Source organism: uncultured Microbulbifer sp., from assembly GCF_947504145.1.
Classification (GTDB): Bacteria; Pseudomonadota; Gammaproteobacteria; order Pseudomonadales; family Cellvibrionaceae; genus Microbulbifer.
The window spans coordinates 40347-66304 of sequence record NZ_CANNGQ010000007.1 but is presented as its reverse complement, the minus strand read 5'-3'; the positions used below and the strand labels follow the sequence as shown (position 1 = coordinate 66304).

General features: G+C 57.4%; 20 protein-coding genes. 19 read left to right on the top strand and 1 reads right to left on the bottom strand.

The features are described from left to right. The first annotated feature begins 11 nt into the window (after nucleotides 1–11). From oadA to Q1A74_RS17915, 6 genes are all read left to right on the top strand, one after another. Nucleotides 12–1805, top strand: coding sequence for a sodium-extruding oxaloacetate decarboxylase subunit alpha (gene oadA, locus Q1A74_RS17940; protein WP_299599565.1), 1794 nt, complete (start codon nucleotides 12–14; stop codon nucleotides 1803–1805). Nucleotides 1806–1816: 11 nt separating this feature from the next. After that, nucleotides 1817–3130, top strand: coding sequence for a sodium ion-translocating decarboxylase subunit beta (locus tag Q1A74_RS17935; RefSeq protein WP_299599563.1), 1314 nt, complete (start codon nucleotides 1817–1819; stop codon nucleotides 3128–3130). A 183-nt stretch (nucleotides 3131–3313) separates the two neighbouring features. Then, entirely contained in the window at nucleotides 3314–4102 is a 789-nt protein-coding gene (djlA, locus tag Q1A74_RS17930) for a co-chaperone DjlA (protein WP_299599562.1), read from the top strand. 16 nt (nucleotides 4103–4118) lie between these two features. Further along, nucleotides 4119–4424: a BolA/IbaG family iron-sulfur metabolism protein gene (locus Q1A74_RS17925; protein ID WP_299599560.1), complete on the top strand. Its 306-nt coding sequence runs from the start codon at nucleotides 4119–4121 to the stop codon at nucleotides 4422–4424. 113 nt (nucleotides 4425–4537) lie between these two features. Continuing rightward, entirely contained in the window at nucleotides 4538–5392 is an 855-nt protein-coding gene (gene trxA, locus Q1A74_RS17920) for a thioredoxin (protein WP_299599556.1), read from the top strand. A 28-nt stretch (nucleotides 5393–5420) separates the two neighbouring features. Next, a complete protein-coding gene (locus Q1A74_RS17915; protein ID WP_299599583.1) occupies nucleotides 5421–5738 on the top strand; it encodes a YqfO family protein in 318 nt (105 codons plus the stop codon). Between the two features lie 48 nt (nucleotides 5739–5786). Here Q1A74_RS17915 and Q1A74_RS17910 read toward each other — a convergent pair whose 3' ends face one another. Further along, the gene (locus Q1A74_RS17910; RefSeq protein WP_299599554.1) at nucleotides 5787–6323 is read right to left on the bottom strand and encodes an NUDIX hydrolase; all 537 of its coding nucleotides are present in this window, start codon (nucleotides 6321–6323) and stop codon (nucleotides 5787–5789) included. 102 nt (nucleotides 6324–6425) lie between these two features. Here Q1A74_RS17910 and Q1A74_RS17905 point away from each other — a divergent pair, with 102 nt between their 5' ends. The 13 genes from Q1A74_RS17905 to Q1A74_RS17845 all read left to right on the top strand — a co-directional run bounded on the left by Q1A74_RS17905 (nucleotide 6426) and on the right by Q1A74_RS17845 (nucleotide 25954). Next, nucleotides 6426–7787: an efflux RND transporter periplasmic adaptor subunit gene (locus tag Q1A74_RS17905; protein WP_299599552.1), complete on the top strand. Its 1362-nt coding sequence runs from the start codon at nucleotides 6426–6428 to the stop codon at nucleotides 7785–7787. A gap of 48 nt (nucleotides 7788–7835) precedes the next feature. Continuing rightward, nucleotides 7836–11015, top strand: a complete 3180-nt coding sequence (locus tag Q1A74_RS17900) for an efflux RND transporter permease subunit (protein WP_299599550.1) — start codon at nucleotides 7836–7838, stop codon at nucleotides 11013–11015. A gap of 98 nt (nucleotides 11016–11113) precedes the next feature. Next, the gene (locus tag Q1A74_RS17895; protein WP_299599548.1) at nucleotides 11114–11725 is read left to right on the top strand and encodes a CoA pyrophosphatase; all 612 of its coding nucleotides are present in this window, start codon (nucleotides 11114–11116) and stop codon (nucleotides 11723–11725) included. A 97-nt stretch (nucleotides 11726–11822) separates the two neighbouring features. After that, on the top strand, nucleotides 11823–13673 hold the full coding sequence (locus tag Q1A74_RS17890) for an ABC transporter ATP-binding protein/permease (RefSeq protein WP_299599546.1): 1851 nt from the start codon (nucleotides 11823–11825) through the stop codon (nucleotides 13671–13673). A gap of 192 nt (nucleotides 13674–13865) precedes the next feature. Then, the gene (locus Q1A74_RS17885; protein ID WP_299599545.1) at nucleotides 13866–15608 is read left to right on the top strand and encodes a Zn-dependent hydrolase; all 1743 of its coding nucleotides are present in this window, start codon (nucleotides 13866–13868) and stop codon (nucleotides 15606–15608) included. A gap of 150 nt (nucleotides 15609–15758) precedes the next feature. After that, a complete protein-coding gene (locus Q1A74_RS17880) occupies nucleotides 15759–17285 on the top strand; it encodes a DNA-3-methyladenine glycosylase 2 (protein ID WP_299599543.1) in 1527 nt (508 codons plus the stop codon). Then, the gene (locus tag Q1A74_RS17875; protein WP_299599541.1) at nucleotides 17282–17764 is read left to right on the top strand and encodes a methylated-DNA--[protein]-cysteine S-methyltransferase; all 483 of its coding nucleotides are present in this window, start codon (nucleotides 17282–17284) and stop codon (nucleotides 17762–17764) included. Before Q1A74_RS17880 ends, Q1A74_RS17875 begins: the two co-directional genes overlap by 4 nt. A gap of 114 nt (nucleotides 17765–17878) precedes the next feature. Continuing rightward, nucleotides 17879–18433: a gamma carbonic anhydrase family protein gene (locus Q1A74_RS17870; RefSeq protein ID WP_299599539.1), complete on the top strand. Its 555-nt coding sequence runs from the start codon at nucleotides 17879–17881 to the stop codon at nucleotides 18431–18433. Further along, nucleotides 18420–18662 carry a DUF1289 domain-containing protein gene (locus Q1A74_RS17865; RefSeq protein ID WP_299599536.1) on the top strand — a complete coding sequence of 81 codons (243 nt, stop codon included), beginning with the start codon at nucleotides 18420–18422 and terminating at the stop codon, nucleotides 18660–18662. The genes Q1A74_RS17870 and Q1A74_RS17865 overlap by 14 nt, the downstream gene beginning before the upstream one ends. Before the next feature lie 141 nt (nucleotides 18663–18803). Then, the gene (dnaE, locus tag Q1A74_RS17860; protein WP_299599534.1) at nucleotides 18804–22322 is read left to right on the top strand and encodes a DNA polymerase III subunit alpha; all 3519 of its coding nucleotides are present in this window, start codon (nucleotides 18804–18806) and stop codon (nucleotides 22320–22322) included. 307 nt (nucleotides 22323–22629) lie between these two features. Beyond that, nucleotides 22630–23586 carry an acetyl-CoA carboxylase carboxyltransferase subunit alpha gene (locus Q1A74_RS17855; RefSeq protein WP_299599533.1) on the top strand — a complete coding sequence of 319 codons (957 nt, stop codon included), beginning with the start codon at nucleotides 22630–22632 and terminating at the stop codon, nucleotides 23584–23586. 231 nt (nucleotides 23587–23817) lie between these two features. Further along, complete coding sequence (locus Q1A74_RS17850) at nucleotides 23818–24549, top strand: sulfite exporter TauE/SafE family protein (protein ID WP_299599531.1); 732 nt, start codon at nucleotides 23818–23820, stop codon at nucleotides 24547–24549. A gap of 37 nt (nucleotides 24550–24586) precedes the next feature. Continuing rightward, nucleotides 24587–25954: an aldehyde dehydrogenase family protein gene (locus tag Q1A74_RS17845; protein WP_299599529.1), complete on the top strand. Its 1368-nt coding sequence runs from the start codon at nucleotides 24587–24589 to the stop codon at nucleotides 25952–25954. Nucleotides 25955–25958: the final 4 nt, after the last annotated feature.

Genomic DNA, 25958 nt, shown 5'->3' with positions numbered 1-25958 from the left:
AGAGACGACCCATGACTGAGGTTAAAAAGCCACTGGGGATTACCGATGTAGTCCTGCGCGACGCCCACCAGTCGCTATTCGCAACCCGCCTGCGCCTGGATGACATGCTGCCAATCGCGGAGAAGTTGGACAAAGTTGGTTTCTGGTCTCTGGAGTCCTGGGGCGGCGCCACCTTTGATGCGTGCATCCGGTATCTGGGTGAGGATCCGTGGGATCGTATTCGCGAACTGAAAAAAGCCATGCCGAACACGCCGCAACAAATGCTGTTCCGCGGCCAGAATATTCTCGGTTACCGCCACTACGCGGATGACGTGGTAGAAAAATTTGTCGAGCGTGCGGCCACCAACGGTGTGGATGTGTTTCGTGTGTTTGATGCCATGAACGATATGCGCAACCTGCAGACTGCGCTGGCAGCGGTGAAAAAGCAGGGGAAACACGCGCAAGGCACCATCTCTTATACGGTCAGCCCTGTGCACACCATGGATATGTGGATCGACCTCGGTCGTGAAATCGAAGACATGGGCGCGGACTCTATTGCGATCAAGGATATGGCGGGTCTGTTGCGTCCTTACGAGGGCTACGAGCTGGTCAAGCGTCTGAAAGATGCAGTGGATATTCCCATTCATATGCAGTGCCACGCTACCACCGGGCTCTCCACTGCCACCGCGCTGAAATGTGTAGAAGCGGGCATCGATAACATTGATACCGCCATTTCTTCCATGTCCATGACCTACGGGCACAGTCCTACCGAAGCGGTGGTGGCAATTCTGGAAGGCACTGAACGTGATACCGGTCTGGACATTCACCTGCTGGAAGAAATCGCCGCTTACTTCCGCAACGTCCGTAAAAAGTATGCGAAGTTTGAGGGTTCTCTGCGCGGTGTCGATTCGCGCATTCTGGTTGCACAGGTGCCCGGCGGCATGCTTACCAATATGGAAAGCCAGTTGCGCGAGCAGGGCGCGGGGGATCGCCTCGACGAGGTGCTTGAAGAAATTCCCCGTGTGCGCAAGGACCTCGGTTACATCCCGCTGGTGACGCCGACCTCTCAGATTGTCGGGACTCAGTCGGTTCTGAACGTATTGACCGGCGAGCGTTACAAGTCCATCTCCAAGGAAACTGCTGCGGTACTCAAAGGTGAGTACGGTGCGACACCGGCCGAGGTCAACAAAGAGCTGCAGGATAAGGTTCTCGATGGCGGCGAGCCGGTCACCGGTCGGCCCGCGGACCAGCTGGCGCCGGAGCTCGACAAGCTTGCCGATGAGCTGAAAGAAAAGGCGGCGGCGGACGATGTCCAGTTGACCGCTGGTGAGGGCGAGATCGACGATGTGTTGACCTACGCACTCTTCCCTCAGGTTGGTCTCAAGTTTCTGAAAAACCGCAACAATCCGGATGCCTTCGAGCCGGTGCCCACCGGCAACGAATCCGCGGAAGTGAAGAACGACCAGGGTGAATGTGTTTATACCGTGTCTGTGGAAGGGCAGAGTTACACCGTCACCGTTGCTGACGGTGGCGATGTCACCGGCATGGTGAAAGCCGGCGGCGAAGTGCCAGCGAACACCGCCGCAGCTGGCTCTCTTCCTGTTGAAGGCTCTGGAGAAGCGGTTAAGGCGCCGCTGGCGGGCAACATCTTTAAGGTGCTGGTAAAGCCGGGCGATCAGGTGACCGAAGGTCAGAACATCGTAATTCTGGAAGCTATGAAGATGGAAACAGCGGTGAGCGCACCATGCTCTGGTAGCGTGACCGGGGTAACCATCAAAGAGGGCGATTCTGTGGCGGTGGGCGATGCCCTGCTGACCATCGCTTAACGGGGGCGCTTGTGGAAAATATAACAAATCTCTGGCTATCGTCCGGTGCCAACCAGATGACGGTCGGGCAGTTCTCCATGATGGTGGTCTGCCTCGGGCTTCTGTTTCTCGCCATTCGCAAAAACTTTGAGCCGCTGTTACTGGTGCCAATTGGTTTCGGTGGCATTCTCGCGAATATCCCGGGGGCCAACCTGGCGGTACCTGCAGTGGAAGCTGCGATGTATTCCGGCGACGCCGGGGTATTGACCCAGTTGGCGCAGGCGCTTGGGCTCGGTGGTTTCGAATCCATGGAAGGGTTGAAGGCAGCACTGGAAAGCGCACCGGCGGCGGCGCAGGAACGGGTTGCGCAGGTCGCGTCTGACCTGGGCTTCAACAACGGCATGCTGTACAACTTTTACAATGTGGCGATTGCTTCCGGGGTCGCGCCGCTGGTGATCTTTATGGGTGTGGGTGCCATGACGGACTTTGGTCCGCTGCTGGCCAACCCGCGCACGTTGTTCCTCGGTGCCGCCGCGCAGTTTGGTATTTTCGCCACGGTACTCGGTGCGGTGGGTATGTCGGCTGCAGGGATTATGGACTTCTCCATCGCTGACGCCGCGGCCATTGGCATCATCGGTGGTGCGGACGGCCCTACGGCCATTTATGTATCCAGCTTGTTGGCGCCGGATCTGCTGGGTGCTATTGCGGTAGCCGCTTATTCGTATATGGCGTTGGTGCCGCTGATCCAACCGCCGATCATGCGTGCGCTGACCACCGAGCAGGAGCGCCGTATCGAGATGGTGCAGCTGCGCCCGGTCAGCAAGCGCGAGAAGATCGTCTTCCCGCTGGTGTTGCTGATTCTGGTTGCCCTGTTCCTGCCGGACGCAGCACCGCTGTTGGGAATGTTCTGTTTCGGTAACCTGATGCGGGAATGCGGTGTGGTGTCGCGCCTGTCGGACACCGCGCAGAACGCACTGATCAACATCACCACTATCTTTCTCGGTCTTTCCGTCGGCTCAAAGCTGGCGGCAGACAAGTTCCTGGACCCCAAGACCCTCGGGATTCTGGCGCTGGGTATTGTGGCCTTTGCCATCGGTACGGCCGCGGGTGTGTTGATGGCTAAGCTGTTGAATACCATGAGCAAGAACAAGATTAACCCGCTGATCGGTTCTGCCGGTGTTTCTGCGGTGCCGATGGCCGCGCGGGTTTCCAACAAGCTGGGGCTCGAATCCAATCCACACAACTTCCTGCTGATGCATGCGATGGGGCCGAATGTGGCCGGTGTGATTGGCTCGGCAGTTGCCGCGGGCGTGATGATTACCATGGTGCGCGCGATGACCGGCTGAGTTGGTCACTGCTTCGCTCAGAGAAACCCCGCTTCGGCGGGGTTTTTCGTCTCTGGCGTCTGAGGCTGACTGCGCAGTCTGTGTTTGTTGCGCGGAAAGGGCGTCAGCGGGGGCTCCGTGGTAATATGGCCGCCGTTTTAGCAATACAGCAGCGTTGCTGTCAGCGCTGTGGAAGGAGAAGTTATGTCCTGGTTGGGAGCAGGTATCGGCGCTGGCATCGGCATGATGTTTGGTGGCCCTATCGGTGCGGCATTGGGCGCCTGGGTAGGGGGATCCTTCGGGTCTGGACTGAAAAAGCTCAGCGACGCTGGTGTTACCCTGAACCGCGAAGGCGCGCAGACGGTGTTTATCGTCGCACTGTTTTCCATGTTGGCGAAAATGGCCAAAGCGGACGGTCAGGTTTCCAAGGCGGAGATCGCGCTGGTTGATGATTTCATCAACAACAACCTGCGCCTGAACGCAGAAGATCGCAAGCAGGCGATCAAGATTTTCCAGAACGCCAAAGATGACGATTTCAGTATTTACGATTACGCAAACCAGTACCGACAGCTGATTCGCAATCAGGCCATGCGGGAAATGGTTTATCGCCTGTTGTTTGCAGTGGCGTTTGCCGACGGTGAGCTGCACCCGGCGGAAGAGCAGATACTGCGTAAAATTCCCGAATCGCTGGGGCTGCACGGGTCCATATTTACTGCGATGTTCAATGAGTTTGCCCATCGCGCTCCGGGCGCTAGTGGCGACACTCTGCAGGCGCATTACGATATTCTCGAGTGCACCGCGGATGCGAGCGACAAAGAGTTGAAGCTGGCCTATCGCCGTAAGGCCGCGGAGTACCACCCGGATAAGATTGCCTCAAAAGGGCTGCCGGATGAGTTTATGCGTCACGCGGAAGACCAGATGAAAAGTATCACCGTGGCCTACGACACAATTGTCGCTGCGCGCAAGCGTCAGGCCGCGGTTGATCGGGCCTGATACGAGGAGTTGTTTTATGTCCCTGGCAGAAAAAATTCAGCAAAAGTTGACCGATGCTTTCAGCCCATCCCATATCGAAGTGGATTGCGAAAGCCACATGCATAATGTGCCGGCAGGTTCTGAGATGCACTTTCGTGTCGTGCTGGTCAGTGAAACGTTTGCCGGCGTGCGCAAGGTTCAGCGTCACCAGAAAGTGTACAAGGTATTAGCGGATGAAATGGCGGGGCTGATTCATGCGCTGGCGTTGCACCTGTACACCGCGGAGGAATGGGCAGGACAGGCTCCTGCAAGCCCCCAGTGCCAGGGCGGTAGCAAGGGTTGATTCCGTAAATTTGCCGCTCCATTCAGGTATGATGCGGCCCAAATCAGGTCGTGAGTTAAATCCGTCGCGACCAGCCTAAAACCACGTTGGAAACCACAAAGCCAGGAGTGATCGTGGAAGAATTTATTGTCGACGTTAGCGCTGAGAACGCCCAGCAAGTATTGATCGAAGAGTCCATGAAGCGCCCGGTGGTGGTGGATGTGTGGGCGGAATGGTGTGAGCCGTGCAAACAACTGATGCCGGTGTTGGAAAAGCTCGCCAATGAATACGCCGGACAGTTTCTGTTGGCAAAACTGAATGCAGATACCGAACAGGCACTCGCCGGGCAACTGGGTGTGCGCAGCCTGCCCACCGTCATGGTGCTGAAGGACGGCCAGCCGGTGGATGGTTTTGCCGGTGCACAGCCGGAAACGCAGATTCGCGAGATGCTGGACAAGTACCTGCCCAAGTCATGGGACCTGCAGTTGCAACAGGCGCAGAAGCTGGTGGGTGAGGGCAATCTTGACGAAGCGTTGCCGCTGTTGCGTCAATCCTATGCGGATTCCGGTGAGCGGGCAGATATTGCCAAGCAGTACGCGGCTATTTTGCTGGAGAAGAACCGTACCAAGGAAGCCGAAGAGGTGCTGGGCAAGATCCTTCTGGCAGATCAGGATGCGGATTATCAGCAGCTGATGGCGCAGTTGGAGTTGAAGCTGGAAGCGGCGGACTCTCCCGAAATCAAGGCGCTACAGCAGGCATTGTCAGAAAATCCGGATGACAGCGAATCTGCCTATAAACTGGCGGTGCAACTCAGCCAGGCGGATCGCCACGAAGAGGCCTTGGCGCTCTTGCTCGGATTACTGCGTCAGGATATGGGTTTTGCCGACGGAGCCGCCAAGCAGGCGTTTCTGGATATCGTCAAGGCACTGGGCGCCGGCGATCCGGTTGCGACCATTTACCAGCGCAAGCTGATGACATTGATGTTTTAAGCCTGGATTGCTTTAAATACCCATGGCCATGTTCAAACTCTGTATCTACATTCCCGATACGCACCTGGAGGCGGTCAAGCAGGCTATTTTTGCCGCCGGTGCGGGGCGAATTGGCGATTACGACAGCTGCTGCTGGCAGGTGCTCGGCAGTGGCCAGTTTCGGCCGTTAGATGGCAGTCAGCCGTTTATCGGTCATCAGGGAGAGGTTCAGCAGGTGGCAGAATATCGAGTTGAAACGGTGTGCGCAGGCGATGTGGTGGACGATGTGCTCGCCGCCATGCGCAGCGCCCATCCCTATGAAGAGCCTGCGTTCGACCTGTGGAAACTGGACGAACGCTGCGGTTAATTTCCTGCGCCCCTGATGAGCACCGGGTGCCACGGGGCACCCCTAACGTCACAGCTTCCGCTCAATCACGCCCCGGTGCAGTCCAAACTGTCCTTTCCCGCGATCGCTGAAATAATGTTTCAACGTCTGCGTCATTACCGGAAAAGCCATCTCCTCCCAGGGGATGTCGTTTTCGTCGAACAGCTCCACTTCCAGTGACTCTGGCCCGGGGCCGAAATCCGTGTCGGTCAGTTCGCCGCGGTACAGCAGGTACACCTGGTTGATGTGCGGAATGTCGTAGACGGCAAAGAGTTCGTCCACCCGAATATTGGCACGGGCTTCTTCCCTGGACTCTCTTAGTGCCCCCTGCTCGCTACTTTCACCATTCTCCATAAACCCGGCGGGCAGAGTCCACAGGCCGTATCGTGGTTCAATTGCGCGCTTGCATAACAGCACCTGATCACCCAGGTAGGGCAGTGTGCCAACAATGACCCGAGGGTTGACGTAGTGAATGGCACCGCAATCCCGGCACAGATGGCGGGGGCGGTCGTCCCCGGTGGGGATCTCGAATACAACGGTGTGGCCGCAATGGCTGCAAAATTTCATGGCGCAAGTATACCCACGGAAGAGGTGAGTGCCAGCCTGCCCGCCATCTTCCTTCTATAGTGGTAAGTAGGATTTTTGTGCAGTAGCGGTGGCTGGTTTTCCATGGCGCGTATTTTGGTTTTGGTGACACTTGCTCTGATTGCAGCGGCCTGCGCCAAAAAGGAAGAGCAGGCAAAGCCCAAGCCTCCACCGGTGGAGGTGCTGGCTGTGCGCGCTCATCAGGTGGTGCCGCGCTTTGAGTACGTAGGGCGCGTGGCTGCTACAGACGAGTTCAAGGTGCGCCCGCGGGTTGAGGGCTATATCGAGAGTCGCAACTTTATCGAGGGCCAGCTGGTTCAGAAGGGGGAGCTGCTCTATCAGATAGACCCCCGACCGTACATCGCTGCACTCGACAATCAGCGCGCCAATCTCGCGCAGGCGCGCTCCGCATTGCAGGTCGCGCAGCGCAATTTCCAGCGTGGCAGGGAGCTGATCAAGACCGGTGCCATCAGCAAGATGCAGATGGATGAGCTCACCGGAAATTTCGAGGAATCGGAGTCGAAAGTGGCTGCGATGCAGGCAGATCTTGAAACGGCACAGCTCAACCTCTCCTATACCGAAATCCGCGCCCCGCTAACCGGTCTGATTGGCCGATCTGAATACACCGAGGGCTCACTGGTTGGCCCGAGCACTGACCCGCTTACATCCATTGTGCGGATGGATCCCATTTTTGTGACATTTGAAGTACCCGAGAACCGTATGTTCGCCGTGCAGGAGGAAAGCGAGCGGCGGCGCCAGCAGGGTATTACTCCGGTAAAGCGCGAAGTGCGGATCAAGCAGCCGAATGGAAAACTCTACCCGTATCCCGGCATCATCGTTTTCGTGGACAACCAGATTGACCAGGCGACAGGCTCCGCGCTGGTGCGCGCGCGTTTCCCAAACCCGGAGCAATTGCTGGTTCAGGGCCAGTTTGCGCGGGTGGAGATCAGTGTTTTTTCTGGGGCCGAGGCAATAAAACCACTGGTGCCACAGTCGGCGGTCCAAGAAGACATGCAGGGGCGATTTGTCTACGTGATTGACGACAAGAATGTCGCCAATAAACGTTATCTTGAGTTGGGCCAGCGGGAAAATGCACTGTGGGCCGTGCTCGACGGGCTCAAAGCGGGCGAAAAAATTGTCGTTAATGGACTGCAGCGTGTGAGTGCCGGCAATCCCGTGACCCCTCAGAATACGGCACTCAATCCCTATAAAGGCCTGAAGCCCGAAACACCTCCGCAACAGTTAAGCCCGGTGGAGCAGTTTCGCCAGGGTGAGGTCAGCCCGGAAGAGCGCAGAGCCGGGGGCGCAGAGAGCGGCTCCGACATCCCGCAACTCGAAAGGGAAATGCGCCGTGGTGCGGATGGTGAGCCAATACGCGGCGATCGCGACCATGAACCAGATGGAGGGTCTGAACAGGAACCGGATGCATACTTCGATGGCAAGTGAATGCTACTGCAGCAACTGTAGCGCTTCCAGCTTGACGGGCAAGTCGTTGTGATCAGCGCTACCTTTATCCGTCGTCCCCGATTCGCGCTGGTGATCTCAATTTTGATCACCCTGGCAGGCGTGCTCGCGTTACCGCTATTGCCGATTGCACAATACCCGGATATCACACCGCCGACCGTGGTAGTGAGCGCTACTTACCCCGGCGCCAGTGCCGAGGTAATGCGGGATAGTGTCGCGGAGCCCATTGAGTCTCAGGTCAATGGTGTAGAGGGCATGCAATATATGTCCTCTACCAGCAGTAACGACGGTACCTACAGTCTCACGGTGACGTTTGAAAGTGGATACGATGGCGATATTGCGCAGGTCAACGTACAGAACCGGGTGCAGCAGGCAACACCTAGCCTGCCGGAAGAGGTTACCCGCAGTGGCGTCACGGTGGAGAAAAAATCCAACACCATTTTGCTGGTAGTAAATCTGCTGTCGAAAGACAATAAATTCGACACCCTGTTTCTTTCTAACTACGCCGAGATATTCATCAAGGATGAGCTGGGGCGAATTGATGGCGTCAGTGATGTGGAAATCCTGGGCTCTCAGGAATACGCGATGCGTCTGTGGCTGAATCCAGACAAAATGGCGGCACTGGATGTGACGGCCAACGATGTCATTGCTGCAATCCAGGCGCAGAACCTGCAGGTGGCGGCCGGCAAAATCGGCGCGCCTCCCATCCGGAAAGACCAGCAGTTTCAATACAGTATTCTCGCCCAAGGCCGACTGGAGAGCGTGGAGGAGTTCGAGAATATCAGTCTCAGGTCCCGGCCTGACGGCGGCATAGTGCGGATGAAAGATGTTTCGCGGGTTGAGCTGGGCAGTGCCAGCTACAGTGCTTACGGCGAGCTCGACGGATCGCCCACGGCTGTGATAGCGATTTATCAGCTTCCCGATGCCAACGCCATGGACATGGCAAAAAATATCCGCGCAAAAATGGATACGCTGTCCACACGTTTCCCCGAAGGACTAGAATCAGAAATCATTTACGACACCACTACGTTTGTCAGTGCCTCAATCAGAGAAGTGGTGGTGACACTGGTAGTAGCTTTATTACTTGTCATCGCTGTGGTGTTCGCGTTTTTACAGGACTGGCGGGCGACATTGATTCCCGCAATCGCCATTCCCGTATCGTTGATTGGTACTTTTGCGTTGATGCTCGCGTTGGGAATGAGCATCAATACCGTCACCCTGTTTGCGTTGATTCTGGCCATTGGTATTGTGGTGGACGACGCCATTATCGTGGTCGAAAACACCCAGCGATTACTGGGGAGTGGGTTGCCGGCAAAAGAGGCGGCGATGGAGTCCATGCGTGAAGTGACTGGGCCAGTAATCGCCACCACCGCTGTACTGTTTTCCGTCTTTGTTCCTGTGATGCTGATGCCCGGACTTACCGGGAAGATGTACCAGCAGTTTGCGATCACTATCTCGATCGCCGTGTTCATCTCGAGTGTTAACGCGCTGACATTGAGCCCTGCGCTCAGTGCGTTACTGTTGCGGCCGGCTACAGGGGAAGGGGAGCAAGGGGAGAAACTTACCGGTATTTATGGGTTTTTCAATCGGTTTTTGCTCAGGGCCACCAACCTGTATATGGGTATCGTGCGCTTCTTTGTACGTCGTTCACTCCTGGGGATCCTCTCCATTGCAGGGATTGCCGCACTGTGCGCCTGGTTATTCAGCGTGGTGCCCACCGGCTTTATTCCCGATGAGGATCAGGGTTTTTTCATGATGAATGTGCAGCTCCCTGATGGCGCCTCGCTGAAGCGGACGGCACCCGTCGTGGAGAGCCTGAGTGAAAATATTCGAAAATTGGATGGCGTGGCTCATGTAATGGCCGTCCCCGGGTATAGCCTTCTATCCAACAGTCTCGCTTCCAATACTGCATTTATGATCGTAATTCTGCATCCCTGGGAGGAGCGGACAACGCCGGAGCTCAATCAGTTCGCCATTCTGGATAAAGTACAGAAGCTCGGTGCGGGGATACCTGAGGCGCAGGTGCAGGCCTTCCCTGTGCCCGCGCTGCCGGGGCTTGGCACTATCGGTGGCTTCGAGTATGTACTGGAAGATTTGCAGGGGCGGGAGATTCAGGAGCTTGCTGGAGTGCTCTACGAGTTGTTGGGCGCGGCGAATCAACGGCCAGAAATTGCCCAGGCCTTTACTACATATCAGGCGGCATCACCGCAACTGGAACTGCATGTAGATAAGGATAAGGCCCATATTCTCGGGTTGAGGCTGTCAGACGTATACCTCACCTTGCAAACCTATCTGGGCAGTTATTACGTGAATGACTTTAACCGGTTTGGCAAGGTATTTCAGGTGCTGGCCCAAGCGGACGCACAATTCCGGGACACGGAAGAAGACCTTACCGGCTTTTTTGTTCGAGCGAATAGCGGGGGGCTGGTGCCGGTCAGTTCAGTGGCGGAAGTGGAGCCCATCGTTGCGCCACAAACCGTGCAGCGCTATAACCTTTACAACAGTATCACCATAAATGGTGCCGCGGCACCGGGCTATTCCAGTGGTGAATCCATGCGAGCGATGGAAGAACTGGGTGCACAATTACCCCAGGGATACAGCTACGAATGGACCGGCGCGAGCCTGGAAGAGATCAGTGCCGGTAACCTGGCCCCCATCCTGTTTTCCCTCGCAATTCTGTTTGCCTACCTGTTCCTGGTGGCTCAGTACGAAAGCTGGAGCATTCCCATCGCGGTGCTTCTCGCCATTCCTATCGCAATAGGTGGCGGCCTGCTGGCCTGTTTTATTACCGGCCACGACAGCGACCTCTACACTCAGATTGGGCTGGTGTTGTTAATCGCCATGTCCGCAAAGACCGCAATCCTGATGGTGGAGTTCGCGGTACTGCAGCGGGATACCGGGCTGTCTATTGAAGAGTCAGCATTACAGGCTACACGTTTGCGTTTTCGTGCAGTGCTGATGACCGCCATGTCTTTTATCCTGGGCATTTTCCCGCTGGTGATTGCCACCGGCGCCGGCGCTGCCAGTCGTGTCTCCCTCGGCCTTGCAGTGTTTGGTGGCATGCTTGCTGCAAGTATTTTCTCCACGTTTCTGGTGCCTATCTACTACGCCCTGGTGCAGTCTCTTCGGGAGAAGGTAAAGGGCGGGCATACACCAATGGATAGGCGTGGTGATAGCGGCTCAACAGCACAAAGTAAAACCGCGACTTGATTCTTAAGTTGGGTGGGGGAATCCCAGGTTCAGAAATAATCGGAAATACAGGGTATAGTGGTGTCAGTACGGTAGCTGGAGGCCGGACGCAAACAAGCATGTTGGAAATTATCGAAAACAAGTTTGCCGCAGTTGAAAATGACCTGCAGGCGCAAGTACCGCGAGGCCCCGATTTACATGGCCATGCGGCAGTGTTACTCGCGCTGACCGATGAGCCAGACCCGCAAGTCATACTTACGTTGCGCTCTCAGCAGCTTTCCAGTCATTCCGGTGAAGTCTCCATGCCCGGTGGCCGCTGGGACAACACCGACCCCTCCCTCGAATACACCGCGCTGCGCGAAACCCACGAAGAAATCGGTTTGCCCGCAGATCAAGTGCGCGTACTCGGCCCCCTGTGGACGCGCACCACCCGCTGGCAGGTTCAGGTAACCCCCTGGCTCGGCATCGTGCCCGCGGACGCACCACTCACCCCAAACCCCGGCGAGCTGGATGCCATCTTTCGAGTGCCCCTGGCGTGGTTCTTCGATGATCCACGTATCCGCACCGACCGTATCACTATCGACCAGCGCCGTATTTACCTGCCAGCCTACGAGTACCAAGGCTATGAAATCTGGGGTTTTACCGCCGGCGTGTTGACCGAATTTATGGTGCGGGTTTTGGATGTGCCCATTGGCCGGCGAGATGACGTGCCAGTCAGAGCTTTGAGCTGACCTTCCCCTCGTAGGAGCCTGCCCTGCAGGCGAATCGTCAACACAAACGGCGCATCTCGGTCAGGTATACTGCGCGCCTGCTTCACCGAGATTGATCATGCCTAGACCCAAGTCCGCCGTCGCTCTGGAAGATGTCCACTGGAGCGCCCTCAAAACCCTGTTTCCCTACTTGCTGGAATTCAAACGTCCGGTGATGCTGGCTCTGCTGTGTCTGGTGGGCGCCAAGGTTGCCAGCGTCGGCCTGCCGTTTCTGCTCAAACATATTGTCGACGACCTGGATCAGGCCGGCGGTGTGGCATCGGCTGTCGCCTTGCCGTTGGGACTGTTGCTGGCCTACGGTTTTGTGCGCTTTTCTTCGGTGATATTCGGCGAGCTAAGAGACACTATTTTCGGCCGCGTGACAGAGCGCGCCCAGCGCAGGGTTGGTCTTGCAGTATTTCAGCACCTGCACCGGCTGGACCTGGATTACCACCTCAATCGCCGCACCGGGGGGCTGTCTCGGGACATCGAGCGGGGCAACGCGGGCATCGGGTTCCTGATGCGCTTTATGGTATTCAACATCGTGCCCACCCTAGTGGAGATCCTGATGGTGGTGGGGTTGCTCTGGTGGAATTACAGCGCCGGCTTTGCACTGCTGGTGTTGGGTGCCGTGGTGGCTTACATCGGCTTCTCAGTAGTGGCGACGGAGTGGCGCACCCGCTTTGTGCGCGACCTCAACCAGGCGGAATCCCAGAGCAGTAGCCGCGCCGTAGACAGCCTGCTGAATTACGAAACGGTGAAATATTTCGGCAATGAAAAACACGAAGCGCAACATTACGACCGCGAGCTGGCCAGCTGGGAACAGGCGCGGCGCAACAACCGGCTGTCGCTATTTGGTCTGAACGCCGGCCAGGCAGTGATTATTGCGGCGGCAATGTGTGGTGCCATGGTGATGGCCGCCGTTAACGTCACCAAAGGCACCATGACCATTGGTGATTTTGTGCTGATCAATGCGGTGATGATGCAGATATTCATTCCGCTGAATTTTCTGGGTTTTGTGTACCGGGAGATGAAAGGGGCTCTGGCGAACATTGAAAAAATGTTTTCCATCCTGGACGTGAAACCGGCCATCGAAGATGCCGACGAGGCTGGCGAGCTGGTCGTGCCCAGCGGTGGCATCGAATTCCGTGACGTTCAGTTCGGCTACAGTGCTGAGCGCGCGATCCTCAAGGGTGTAAGCTTTACCGTGGCACCCCGCCAGAAAGTGGCCATTGTGGGTGCCAGCGGCGCGGGCAAGTCCACCCTGTTCAAGCTACTGTTCCGTTTCTACGACGTCGATGGCGGTAGCATCCGTGTGGATGGCCAGGATATTCGAGAAGTCAGCCAGGATTCCCTGCGCAGCGCCATTGGTGTGGTGCCCCAAGATACGGTGCTGTTCAATCAGTCCATTCTGGAAAACATACGCTATGGCCGCGTGGACGCTACCGATAGCGAGGTCCTGGAGGCCATCCGTCATGCTCAGCTGGATGGCTTTATTGCGCAGCTACCGGAAGGGGTGGATACCACCGTCGGTGAGCGTGGCCTGAAACTGTCTGGGGGTGAAAAACAGCGCGTGGCCATCGCCCGGGCACTGCTGAAACACCCGCCTATTATGGTGTTTGACGAAGCAACTTCCAGTCTCGACAGCCATTCGGAGCAGGGTATCTTGCGGGCGTTGCAGGAAATCTCCCGCGAGCAGACCACACTGGTGATTGCGCATCGATTGTCCACGGTCGTGGATGCGGATCAGATTCTGGTGATGGATCAGGGGCGCATTGTAGAGCAGGGCAGCCATCGCGCGTTGACTGCCGCCGGTGGTCACTACGCGGGCTTGTGGCAAATGCAGCAACAGGAACGCGCACGAGAAGCCCAGAATGAGGGTGAAATGGGAAATGAGGCAGGAGAAAAACGGACTCCGCTCACATTTTGACGGTGGACACATTCGCTGTTTGGCGTGAATTATTTTTTCCTGCCCAATTCATGCCACGCAATTTTCTTTATTTGCCCATAATGTCAGTCGAATATCCGGCACCTGGTGAGCAACCCTTGGTGTCTGGACATCTTCCGAGGCCACAATTACTGTGACCCGCACCCCCTAATAAAACAACAGGCAGGAACCTGAATGAAAACTGCATTTTTTGCCGCATCCGCACTGGCGCTTGCTATTGTGGCCGGCTGCTCTTCTGACGAAAAATCCACCAGCAAAACAGACACTGTGGCACCTGCCGAGAATACCGCGCAACAGGCGGCGGACCCCGTACAGGCGAGCGCCAAACCCGCCACAGGCCCGCAAGCGGGCGGTGTTGCCAAAGGTGTGGATCAATCCCGGTTCGATATTTACGCCCCGGTAGAGCTGAACGCAGACCTTTCTTCCCTTTCCGACAACCAGCGTCAGATGATCGGCAAACTGATTGACGCCAGCAAGATCATGGATCAGCTGTTCTGGCTGCAATCCTATGGTCCGGCGCAGGAATTGCTGAGCGGCATCGACGACAGCGCTGCGCGCAAATTTGCCGACATCAATTACGGCCCCTGGGATCGCCTGAACGACAACAAGCCGTTTATCGAAGGCTATGGCGACAAGCCCCTGGGTGCCGAGTTCTACCCGGAAGACATGACCAAGCAGGAATTTGAAGCCTGGAACCAGCCGGGTAAAGAGGGGCTCTACTCCCTGGTACGCCGGGATACCGACGGCAAGCTGAAGCTGCTGCCGTACCACGAAGCCTATAAAGCCGAGTTGGAGAAAGCGTCCGCACTGCTGCAGGAAGCGGCCGAACTCGCCGAAGACCAGGACTTTGCCGGCTACCTGAAACTTCGTGCCGATGCCCTGCTGGATGATCAGTTCCGCGACAGCGACATGGCGTGGATGGATATGAAAAACAATCGCATCGACGTGGTGATCGGCCCCATCGAAAACTACGAAGATCAGCTGTTCGCCTATCGCACCGCGTATGAATCCTACGTACTGTTGAAAGATATGGTGTGGAGTGAAAAACTCAGCAAGTTCGCCGCCTTCCTGCCGGAACTGCAGCGCGGGCTACCGGTTGACGACACGTACAAGGCGGAAACCCCGGGAACCGATTCCGATCTGAACGCCTACGATGTGCTGTATTACGCGGGCCACAGTAATGCCGGCTCCAAAACCATCGCCATCAATCTGCCGAATGATGAAGAAGTGCAGCTGAAAAAAGGCACCCGCCGCCTGCAGCTGAAAAATGCCATGCGCGCGAAGTTCGACCAGATCCTGGTTCCCATCAGCGGCGTACTGATCGCGGAAGATCAGCGCAAGCACATCACCTTCGATGCCTTTTTCGGCAACACCATGTTCCACGAAGTGGCCCACGGCCTCGGCATCAAGAAGACCGTTACTGACGGCAGCAATGTCCGCCAGGCCCTCAAGGAAACGTCTTCCGCGCTGGAAGAAGGCAAAGCCGATATCCTCGGCCTGTACATGATCACCAAGCTGCACGAGAAGGGTGAGATTGAAGAGGGCGAACTGATGGACAACTACGTCACCTTCCTCGCAGGCATCTTCCGCAGCGTCCGCTTTGGCGCGGCCAGTGCGCACGGCAAAGCCAATATGATGCGCTTCAACTTCTTCAAGCAGGAAGGCGCTTTCTCTCGCGATGAAGCCAACGGCCAGTACAGTGTGGACTTCGAGAAAATGCAGGCGGCCATGACCAAACTGTCAAACCTGATTCTCACCATTCAGGGCGACGGCGACTACAAAAAGTCCAAAGACCTGCTGGACAATATGGGTGTCGTGGGCAGTGAACTGCAGGCCGACCTGGACCGTCTCTCGGAAGCCAGTATTCCCGTGGACGTGACGTTTATCCAGGGCAAGGAAGTTCTTGGTATCAAGTAATCTGATACGGGTTGACCCTTATGGAGCGGGCCTATAGGCCCGCTTTTTCGTTACCGAACCGTTTGTGAAACCGTCAGTTCCGAATCTGACTAGTTTCGTCTCCGCCCACCCCATACACTGGTATCCAAGCAAACAACCAGTGACTATTCCGTGCGACCCGATCCTGAACTTTGCCACAGCGCCCGACTCGCCCGCGATAAACGGTTCGACGGCCGTTTTTATACCGCGGTAAAGACTACCGGCATTTTTTGCCGCCCTATCTGCCCTGCGCGCCCACCACTTGAGAAAAACGTCGAATACTTCTCCACGGCTGCGGAGGCGGCGGCTGCCGGCTACCGTCCGTGTCTGCGATGTCGCCCCGATGCCGCCCCCGGTAGCCCGGCGTGGGGACTGGTTTCTACCACCGTTCAGCGCGCCCTCAAGCTGATGCGCGCAGAGCGCGAAGCGCAGTCCGTGGAGCAGCTGGCGGAGCGACTTGGCATTACCGGCCGTTACCTGCGCAAGCTGTTCGCCGAGCATATTGGCCTGAGCCCGCTGCAGGTTTGGCAGACGGAGCGCGCGCTGTTTGCGTTCGGTCTGTTGCGGGATACGCAAATGCCGGTGGGCGAAATTGCATTTGCGGCCGGGTTTAATAGCGTGCGCCGGTTCAACGGTGTGTTTAAGGATATTTACCAGCGTACCCCCAGCGCCATACGCCAGGACTCAAAGGTGCGCCGTGAGGTTTCGGAGTCCACATCGAGTGGAGAGGACGCAAAACCTATCCGTATCTACCTGAGCTATCGCCCGCCGTTCCACTGGGCGGCGCTGTTGGATTTTTTTGCCGTGCGCACCCTGCCGGGTGTCGAACAAGTGATCGCAGCGGAAGATCCAGAGCGGGGTGAGTATCTGCGCAGCTTTCAGCTGTCGGGCCAGCGCGGAGTACTACGCGTGGCACACGAGCCGGATAAAGGGCGTTTGCGGGTCAGCATCTTTGGCGAGGGCTGTGGTGCGGTGGTGTACCCGCTGCGCGAGAAATTACGTCGCCTGTTTGACCTGGACGCCGATAGTGAAGAAATCACCGGGCACTTGAACGCAGACCCTTTGCTGAAAAAGGTGCTGCGGGCGAGCCCCGGTGTGCGTTTGCCAGGTGCCTGGGATCCTTTTGAGTACACGCTGCGCGCGATTCTCGGCCAGCAGATCTCCGTAGCCGCGGCCACTACCATCGCTGGGCGGGTGGCGAGTGGGTTTGGGGAAACCTTTTCCGGGCCGGAAGGCGAGCTGTTTCTGCTTTTCCCGACTGCAGAGCAGCTGCGCGATGCGGATTTCTCGGATATTGGTGTGACCCGCACACGCGCGCAAACACTGCGAACTTTTGTCGCGGCGACCCTGGACGGCGAGATCGATTTTGACGAGCCAGACCTGGAAACCTTCTGCGCGCAGATGGTGGCGTTGCCCGGCATCGGAGACTGGACCGCTCACTACACCGCCATGCGCGGTCTCTCTATGCCGGATGCCTTTCCCGCGTCGGACCTGGGCATCTTGATTGCTCTTGGCAAAGAACAGGGCGCAGGTGAGCACAAGGCGACGCCCAGGCAGGCCCTGGTGCGCGCTGAGTCCTGGCGCCCGTGGCGGGCCTATGCCGCGCTGTTGTTGTGGCAGTCGCTGAAGTTGAACCCCAAGAAAAGGCCGAGCAAATGATCCGCTATGAAATCTACCCCAGCCAATTCGGCGAAATCGGCATTGCCGCCTGTGAGGACGGGTTGGTGGGCGTCGACTTACAGACGGGCAAGCGACCGCTGCCGGTGAAAGCCGGCTGGCAGCGGGGAAGCACGGACCTGACGGATGCAGCCTTCGAGCAGTTGGCGGCCTATTTTTCTGGTGACTTGCAGGCCTTCGATCTCCCGCTGAGTGCTGCGGGCACACCGTTTCAGCAATCCGTGTGGCGGGCGCTGTGCGCCATTCCTTTTGGTGAGACCCGCAGTTACCGGGAGCTGGCAGGGGCGATCGGCAACCCCAAGGCAGTGCGGGCGGTGGCGGGGGCCAATGGGGCGAATCCGCTGTCTATCGTGGTGCCCTGCCACCGGGTGATCGGCGCCGACGGCACGCTGACTGGCTATGCGGGTGGGCTGGAGATGAAGGCGCGGTTACTGGCTTTGGAGGGGGTGTTGATTGGTTGAAATGTCTCGATTGTGTCCCGTTGGTCAGGCCCGGTTAAGGGTGGCAATTGGGGGCCCCGGGCGGGATAATGCCGGGCTGATTTTCACTGTCTGAATCCCCTGAGCGGAGGTCGAATGCTGTACAGATTGGGCGACAAACAGCCGCAGCTGGAAGGCGAGGGCCACTACGTGGCGCCGGGCGCCCGGGTGATCGGCAATGTGCGGATGGAGCCCCACAGTTCGGTATGGTTCAACGTGGTGATCCGCGGGGACAACGATCTGATCACTATTGGTGAGCGGGCGAATATTCAGGATGGCTCTGTGTTGCATACGGACCCGGGGATGCCGCTGGTTGTGGGCACCGGGGTGACGGTGGGGCACAAGGTGACGTTACACGGCTGTGAGATTGGTGAGTATTCGCTGATCGGGATGAATGCGGTGGTGTTGAACGGGGCCAAAATCGGCAAGTGCTGCATTATCGGGGCGAATGCGCTGGTGACGGAGAATGCGGAGATTCCGGATTACTCTTTGGTGCTGGGCAGCCCGGGTAAGGTGGTGAAGACGCTGGATGAGTCGACGTATGAGTTGCTGAAGGCGAGCAGTGAGATTTATGTGGCCAACGGTCAGCGTTTTGCGGATGAGTTGGTTGAGGTGGACATGCCTCAGGCGGTAAGCAATGACAGAGAGTGACTGGAGCAAGCTGAAGGACAATGAACCAGAGGCTGCGTTTGAGTTTCCGGTAAAGTCGCCTTGTGTTTCCGTTTGTGCGTTGAATCGCGACGATATCTGTGAGGGGTGTTTTCGTTCCGGGACTGAGATCAGCCAGTGGGGGCGGATGTCTAACGCTCAGAAAAAGCAGGTGTTGAGTTTGTGCCATGAGCGAGCTGTTGCGCTGAAGAGGGTGTGGTGGACCGATTAGGTCTCGTTTTGTGGCGGTGGAGCACCGGGTGAAGGTTTTCAGGACCGAGCTAGGCGCCCCCCTGGGAATCCATCCCTCGGCGCGTACCCGGATCAGAGCTCAAAACAAAAGAGCCCCGGAACCAAATTAAATAGAAAAAATATGACCCAACCCTTCGTACATTTAAGAGTCCACACTGAATATTCCCTTGTCGACGGCTTGGTGCGTATCAAACCGCTGGTGGCCCGTGTTGCCGAGCTGGAGATGCCGGCGGTGGCGATTACGGATCAGACGAATTTCTACGGCCAGGTGAAGTTTTACAAAAGCTGTATGGGGGGTGGGGTTAAACCGATCACCGGGGCTGACTTCTGGTTGAAGGAAGGTGGTGAGGAGCAGCCGACGCAGCTGACGCTGTACGCGATGAATACCACCGGCTATCGCAATATTACCGAGCTGATTTCCCGCGCCTGGATGGAAGGCCAATATCACGGACACGCGTTTGTGGAACGGGAGTGGATCGAGCAGGCGTCGGAAGGGGTGTTGATGCTCTCCGGGGCCAAGTATGGCGATGTGGGGCGAGCGCTGGTTGCGAATCGTCAGTCCCAGGCGGAGTCGCTGGCGCAGGAGTGGGAGCGGATTTTCCCCGGACGTTATTACCTGGAGTTGCAGCGCACTGGACGGCCGGGGGATGAGGAATATCTGCACGGGGCGGTCGCACTGGCAGGGAAACTGAATCTGCCGGTGGTGGCGACGAACGATGTACGCTTTATTGAAGACAGTGAGTTCGAGGCGCATGAGGTGCGGGTGTGTATCCGCGAAGGGCGTGCGCTGGATGATCCGCGTCGTGAGCGCCGTTATTCTTCTGAGCAGTATCTGCGCACGCCGGAAGAAATGCTGGAATTGTTCAAGGATATTCCGGAAGCGTTGGAAAATACGGTGGAAATTGCGCGCCGTTGCTCCTCGCCGATTCAGTTGGGTAAATACTTCCTGCCCCAGTTCCCGATCCCTGAGGGGATGACCGAGAACGAATTCTTCGAAAAGATTTCTTTTGACGGCCTCTACGAGCGCCTGGAATTTATTCTGGACAAGTCCGCGCCGGATTACGAAGCGCGCAAAAAAGAATACGAAGACCGTCTGCGCTTCGAGCTGGATATCGTTATCCAGATGGGGTTCCCAGGCTACTTCCTGATTGTGATGGACTTTATCCAGTGGGCCAAGGATCACGATATTCCGGTGGGCCCGGGGCGGGGTTCTGGTGCGGGCTCGCTGATTGCCTACTCGCAGAAAATTACCGACTTGGACCCGCTGCAATACGACCTGCTGTTCGAGCGATTCCTGAACCCGGAGCGGGTTTCCATGCCCGACTTCGACGTCGATTTCTGTATGGAGAAGCGCGACCAGGTGATCAGCTACGTGGCCGATCATTACGGCCGCAACGCGGTGAGCCAGATCATCACCTTCGGTACCATGGCTGCAAAGGCGGTGGTGCGGGATGTGGCGCGGGTGCAGGGCAAGTCCTACGGGCTTGCCGATAAGCTCTCGAAAATGATTCCGCCAGATCCGGGTATGACCCTGGCCAAAGCGTTCGAGCAGGAAGAAGTGCTGCGGGAATTCCTCGAGAACGACGAGGAGGGCCAGGAAATCTGGGAGATGGCGCTGCAGCTGGAAGGCGTGGCGCGGAACGTGGGTAAGCACGCCGGTGGTGTGGTTATCGCTCCGACAAAGCTCACCGACTTCGCCCCGCTTTACTGCGACGAAACCGGTGCCGGTCTGGTAACCCAGTTCGATAAGAACGACGTGGAAGATGCGGGCCTGGTGAAGTTCGACTTCCTGGGTCTGCGGACCCTGACCATCATCGACTGGGCCAAGGCGATGGTGGACGAGCAGCGCGCGCGGGAGGGCAAAGAACCGCTCGTGATCGAAGCGCTGCCGCTGGACGATGCCGAAACCTTCAAAATGATCAAGCGCGCCGAGACCACCGCAGTATTCCAGCTGGAATCCCGCGGTATGAAGGACCTGATCAAACGCCTGCAGCCGGACAACCTCGAAGACATGATCGCCCTGGTGGCCCTGTTCCGCCCGGGCCCGCTGCAGTCGGGCATGGTAGACGACTTCATCAACCGGAAACACGGCCGCGCCCAGGTCGCCTACCCGGATGCTAAATACCAGCACGAAAAGCTCAAACCCATCCTGGAACCCACCTACGGGGTCATTGTTTACCAGGAACAGGTGATGCAGATTGCCCAGGAACTGGCGGGCTATACCCTGGGCGGTGCCGACATGCTGCGCCGGGCTATGGGTAAGAAAAAGCCCGAGGAGATGGCCAAGCAGCGGGCTACGTTTGAAGACGGCGCCAAAGAGCAGGGGGTTGATCCAACCCTGGCGATCAAGATCTTCGACCTGGTGGAAAAGTTTGCTGGTTACGGCTTCAACAAATCCCACTCCGCGGCCTACGCACTGGTCTCCTACCAGACCGCCTGGCTGAAGGCCCATTACCCGGCGCAGTTTATGGCCGCCACCATGTCCTCGGACATGGATAAGACCGATAAGGTGGTGACCTTCATCGAAGAGTGCCGGGCCATGAAACTGGTGCTGGTGCCGCCGGATGTGAACCTGGGTACCTACCAGTTCTCTGTGGATGTGGACAACCGCATCATCTACGGCCTGGGTGCGATCAAAGGTCTGGGGGAAGGCCCCATCGACAACATTATTGCCGAGCGCGAACAGAATGGTCCGTTTACGGATCTGTTCGACTTCTGTTCCCGTATCGACCCGCGCAAAGTGAACAAGCGCGCTCTGGAAGCGCTGGTGCGTTCCGGTGCCCTGGACAGTATCGGCCCGGATACCAACAGTGCCGACGGTCTGGATTACTCCCGCGCGGTACTGTTTAACGCACTGGACGAAGCGGTGAAGTCCGCGGAGCAGCAGAGTAAGAACGACAGTGCCGGCATGATGGACCTGTTTGGTGAGGTGGTGCGCTCGGCCTCCGACGGCGATGTGTACGAGGATTTCCGCAACGCGCGCCCGTGGGGTATCCGCGAGCGGCTTGAGGGTGAGAAAAATACGCTCGGCCTGTACCTCACCGGCCACCCGATCGACGAGTACGAGGACGAGCTGAAGCACCTGGTGAAGGCGCGCATCGCCGATCTGAAGCCGGGCCGAGAGAACCAGAAGGTGGCCGGCCTGTGCGTGGGGATGCGGGTGATGAAGACCAAGCGCGGCGATTCCATGGCCATTGTGACCCTGGATGACCGCAGTGCGCGGATCGAGGCGGCGGTGTTCAGTGAGGCGTTTGGTGAGCACCGGGAGAAGCTGGTGAAGGACGCGCTGCTGGTGTTGGAGGGGTCCATCTCTCACGACGATTACAGCGGCGGCCTGAAGATGAGTGTGAACAGTGTGTCTACTCTGGATGATCTGCGCAGTGGCAGTGTGATCGGTGTGACCCTGAAAATCGATAGTGCCCAGGCGTTGCCGAAAATGGGACAGCGTTTGAGTGCCTGCCTGCGGCCCTATGTGGGCGGTAGCTGCCCGGTGATGGTGGAAGTGGAGCGCAGCGACGCCCGCGGTACCTTCCGCCTGGCGGATGCGTGGAAAGTGGAGCCAAATGACCAGCTGATCCAGTCTCTGCGGGAAGTGGTCGGCCGTGAGCGGGTGCAGCTCAACTACAATCAACGGCAATAATTTGGGGGCAGCGGGCTGGCGGTGATGTGGTTTTTGTTCTTTATACTGGCGCCACTACCTTCTCGAGTATCCTCGCCAGCGCCCTCGCAGCGCCCTCGCCAGCGCCCTCGCCAGCGCCCTCGCCAGTAGATACGGCAATTTGGACACGAGCTAGGGGCGTTCGTGCGGTGTGCACTCGACTGGCTGGTCCTGGCCCGGTAAGCTAGCCGCCATTTTCAGTAGACGAGGCCTGTTTGCGACCATTTGGGGTAATTTGGTCGCATTTTCCAACATTTGGCAGGCCCAGAATTATCAAGGCGCGAAATAAATGAACTTCAGTTTTCTCGAGTTTGAACAGCCGATTGCGGAACTGGAAAGCAAGATCAAGGAGCTTCAGCACGTTGGGGACGACAACGACCTGAACATCGCTGAAGAGATCACCCGCTTGCGGGAAAAGAGCGAGAAGCTCACCGAGTCTCTGTATTCCGACCTGTCCCCCTGGCAGATTGTGCAGGTGGCCCGTCACCCGCAACGCCCTTATGCAAAAGATTATATTGAACGCATGTTCACCGATTGGGACGAGCTGCACGGCGACCGTCACTTCGGCGACGATCAGGCGATTATCGCCGGTATCGGCCGTCTGGAAGGCCGTCCGGTGGCGGTGATCGGTGAGGAGAAGGGGCGCACGGTCAACGAGAAGGTGAAGCGCAACTTCGGTATGCCGAAACCGGAAGGGTATCGCAAGGCTCAGCGCATTATGGAGATGGCTGAACGCTTTAAGATGCCGGTGCTGACACTGATCGACACCCCGGGGGCCTACCCGGGTATCGATAGTGAGGAGCGCGGTATTTCCGAGGCGATTGCCAAGAATCTGGCGGTGATGTCCCGCCTGCGTACGCCGATTATCTGTACCGTGATTGGTGAGGGCTCCTCCGGTGGCGCCTTGGCGATTGGTGTGGGTGACCAGCTGAACATGCTGCAGTACTCCACCTACTTTGTGATTTCGCCGGAAGGCTGCGCGAACATCATCTGGAAAACCGTGGATAAGGCACCGCTGGCGGCGGAGGCCATGGGGGTGACTTCCAGTGTGCTGGAGGAGCTGGGTATTGTCGATGAGACACTGCCGGAGCCCCTGGGCGGCGCGCACCGCGATCCAGACCTGATGGCGGCCCGCCTGCGCGATCGTCTGTCTGAGCAGCTGGACAAGCTGACCGCCGTGCCACTCGATGAGTTGCTCGAGAAGCGTTACCAGCGACTGATGAGCTACGGCAAAGTCGTCAGTTAACGTCGCGCGCTCACGCAGCTCCGACCAACGAAAAACCGGCATCAGGCCGGTTTTTTTGTTCCTGCTCACCCTGACGCGTCCCTAAATGACCAGTGACAGGCCCATGACTACTGGGTTTGAGACTGTCCTCGGGGATAGACTGGCCATCACTGAGAAATCCGGGTATCTCACCCGGAATACCACAAATAGCTCTAGAGGTCTGTCTTGGCGGAATTGGGAGAACTGTCTAGTTTGACGCCGAGTCTGACGCTGGGGGTGCTATTACTGGCCTGCGTGATTAGTGCGTTCATTTCAGCGGTGACCGGCGGTGCCGGGGGCATTTTGATGTTTGCTGCGCTCAACCTGGCCATCCCGCTGCGCATGCTGGTACCGATTCATGGCGCGGTGCAGTTGCTGAATAACCTGGCGCGTATTGTGTACGTGCGTGAACACATCCGCTGGGATCAGTGCATCCCGTTTTTTATCGGTTGTACGCTGGGCTCTGTAGCAATGACGCTGGGGCTGGCAAACATGGAGTGGCAGCAGCTGCCGCTGATCTTGCTGGCGGTGCTGATTTTTTACACGGTGTTCAAGCCGAAGAAGCTGCCGGAGATTCGCCTGAAACCCCGCAACTTTTTCTGGGTAGGTATTGCAACCGGCACTCTGGGCATTGTGGCGGGTGCGGTTGATCCCCTGTTGGCCGCATTTTTCGTGCGCAAGGACATGACGCCGAAAGAAATCGTGGCGAACAAATCCGTGATGCAGGCCTGGTGCCACGCGCTCAAGGTGCCGGCGTTCATCTATCTCGGTTTTGCATTTTCCGATCACCTGGGTCTGATCTTGCTGCTCACCGTCGCGGCCGTGATTGGAACCCGTATCGGCATCACGCTGCTGAACAGGATCAACGGCGAGGTCTTTTTTAATTTAATGCGCGCGGCACTATTGGTTGCCGGGGCGCGAATCGTTTACCAGTTGCTTGCATAACCTGCTGTTTGCAGAGCAAAGAAATCAGGTGTTAACCATGGCCGATTATAAGATTATCAATCCGTACAACGGCGAACAGATTGAAGCCTACGATTTTCACACCCAGGAACAGGTCGAGGAAGCCATCGGCACGCTGGTCGTCGGCCGAAAAGTTCAGCAATCCACGCCGGCGTTCGAGCGCTCGAATATCCTGATGAAACTCGCCCAGCTGATGCTGGAGCGCAAAGAAGACCTGGCCCGGCTGATTACCGAAGAAACCGGAAAAACCATCAGTGACAGCCGCGTGGAGATCGACCGCGCCTACAACACCGCGCTATCCAGTGCCATGGAAGCCCGCAACATCAACGGCGAAGCTCTGGATTCCGACGCCTTCCCACCCATGCGTGAAAAAATCGGCGTCGTGCTGTGGAAACCGCTGGGCACCGTGTTGTGCATCACCCCGTTCAACTTCCCCATTAACATCGCCGTGCATAAAATTGGCCCGGCATTCGCTGCTGGTAATACCATCCTCTTTAAGCCCGGCCCGCAAAACAAACGCTCCGCCGAGTTGTTGGTCGAACTCTGCTATCAGGCCGGTATGGACAAATCCGTTCTGCAAATGTTGATCCCGAGTATCGAAGCCACCAGCTACGCCGTATCCCACCGGGAAGTTCAGGCCATCAACTTCACCGGCGGCACCGCCGCCGCCAATGCTATCGCCGCCAGCGCCGGCTACAAAAAAATGCTGTTTGAACTCGGCGGTAATGATCCCCTGATCGTCATGCCCGACGCCGATTTGGATGCCGCCGTGGCCGCCACCATTAATCAACGCTTCGCCACCGCCGGCCAACGCTGCACCGCCGCCAAACGCCTGTTTGTACACAGCGAAGTGTTCGATGCCTTTGCCGAAAAACTTGCCACCGCCACCGCCAACCTCAGCGTCGGTGACCCGGCTTTGGATGAAACCTTCGTAGGCCCCCTTATTCACACCGGCGCCGCCGACGAGGTGGAAGGGCGCATCGAATCTGCCGTACAGGGCGGAGCAAGCGTCCTTTACGGTCACAAACGTGAGGGCAATATTCTCTGGCCAACCATTCTCGATAACGTCGCCGACGACGCCGAACTGGTTGCTGAAGAAACCTTCGGCCCGGTAGTACCACTGCGTAAATTTGACGATGAAGCCGAGCTGGTTTCGCTAATCAACAATTCGCCTTTCGGTCTGCAAGCCGGCGTATTCACCCAAAACCTCGCCCTGGCCAAACGTCTTTACAACCAACTGGACGTAGGTCTGCTCGCTGTCAATGACGGCCCTGGCTTCCGCGCCGAACACTTCCCGTTCGGCGGCGTAAAAGAAAGCGGTGTGGGAAGAGAAGGCGTGAGCTACGCCATCCGGGAAATGAGTTACCAGAAGACGCTGGTTATCTGACTGC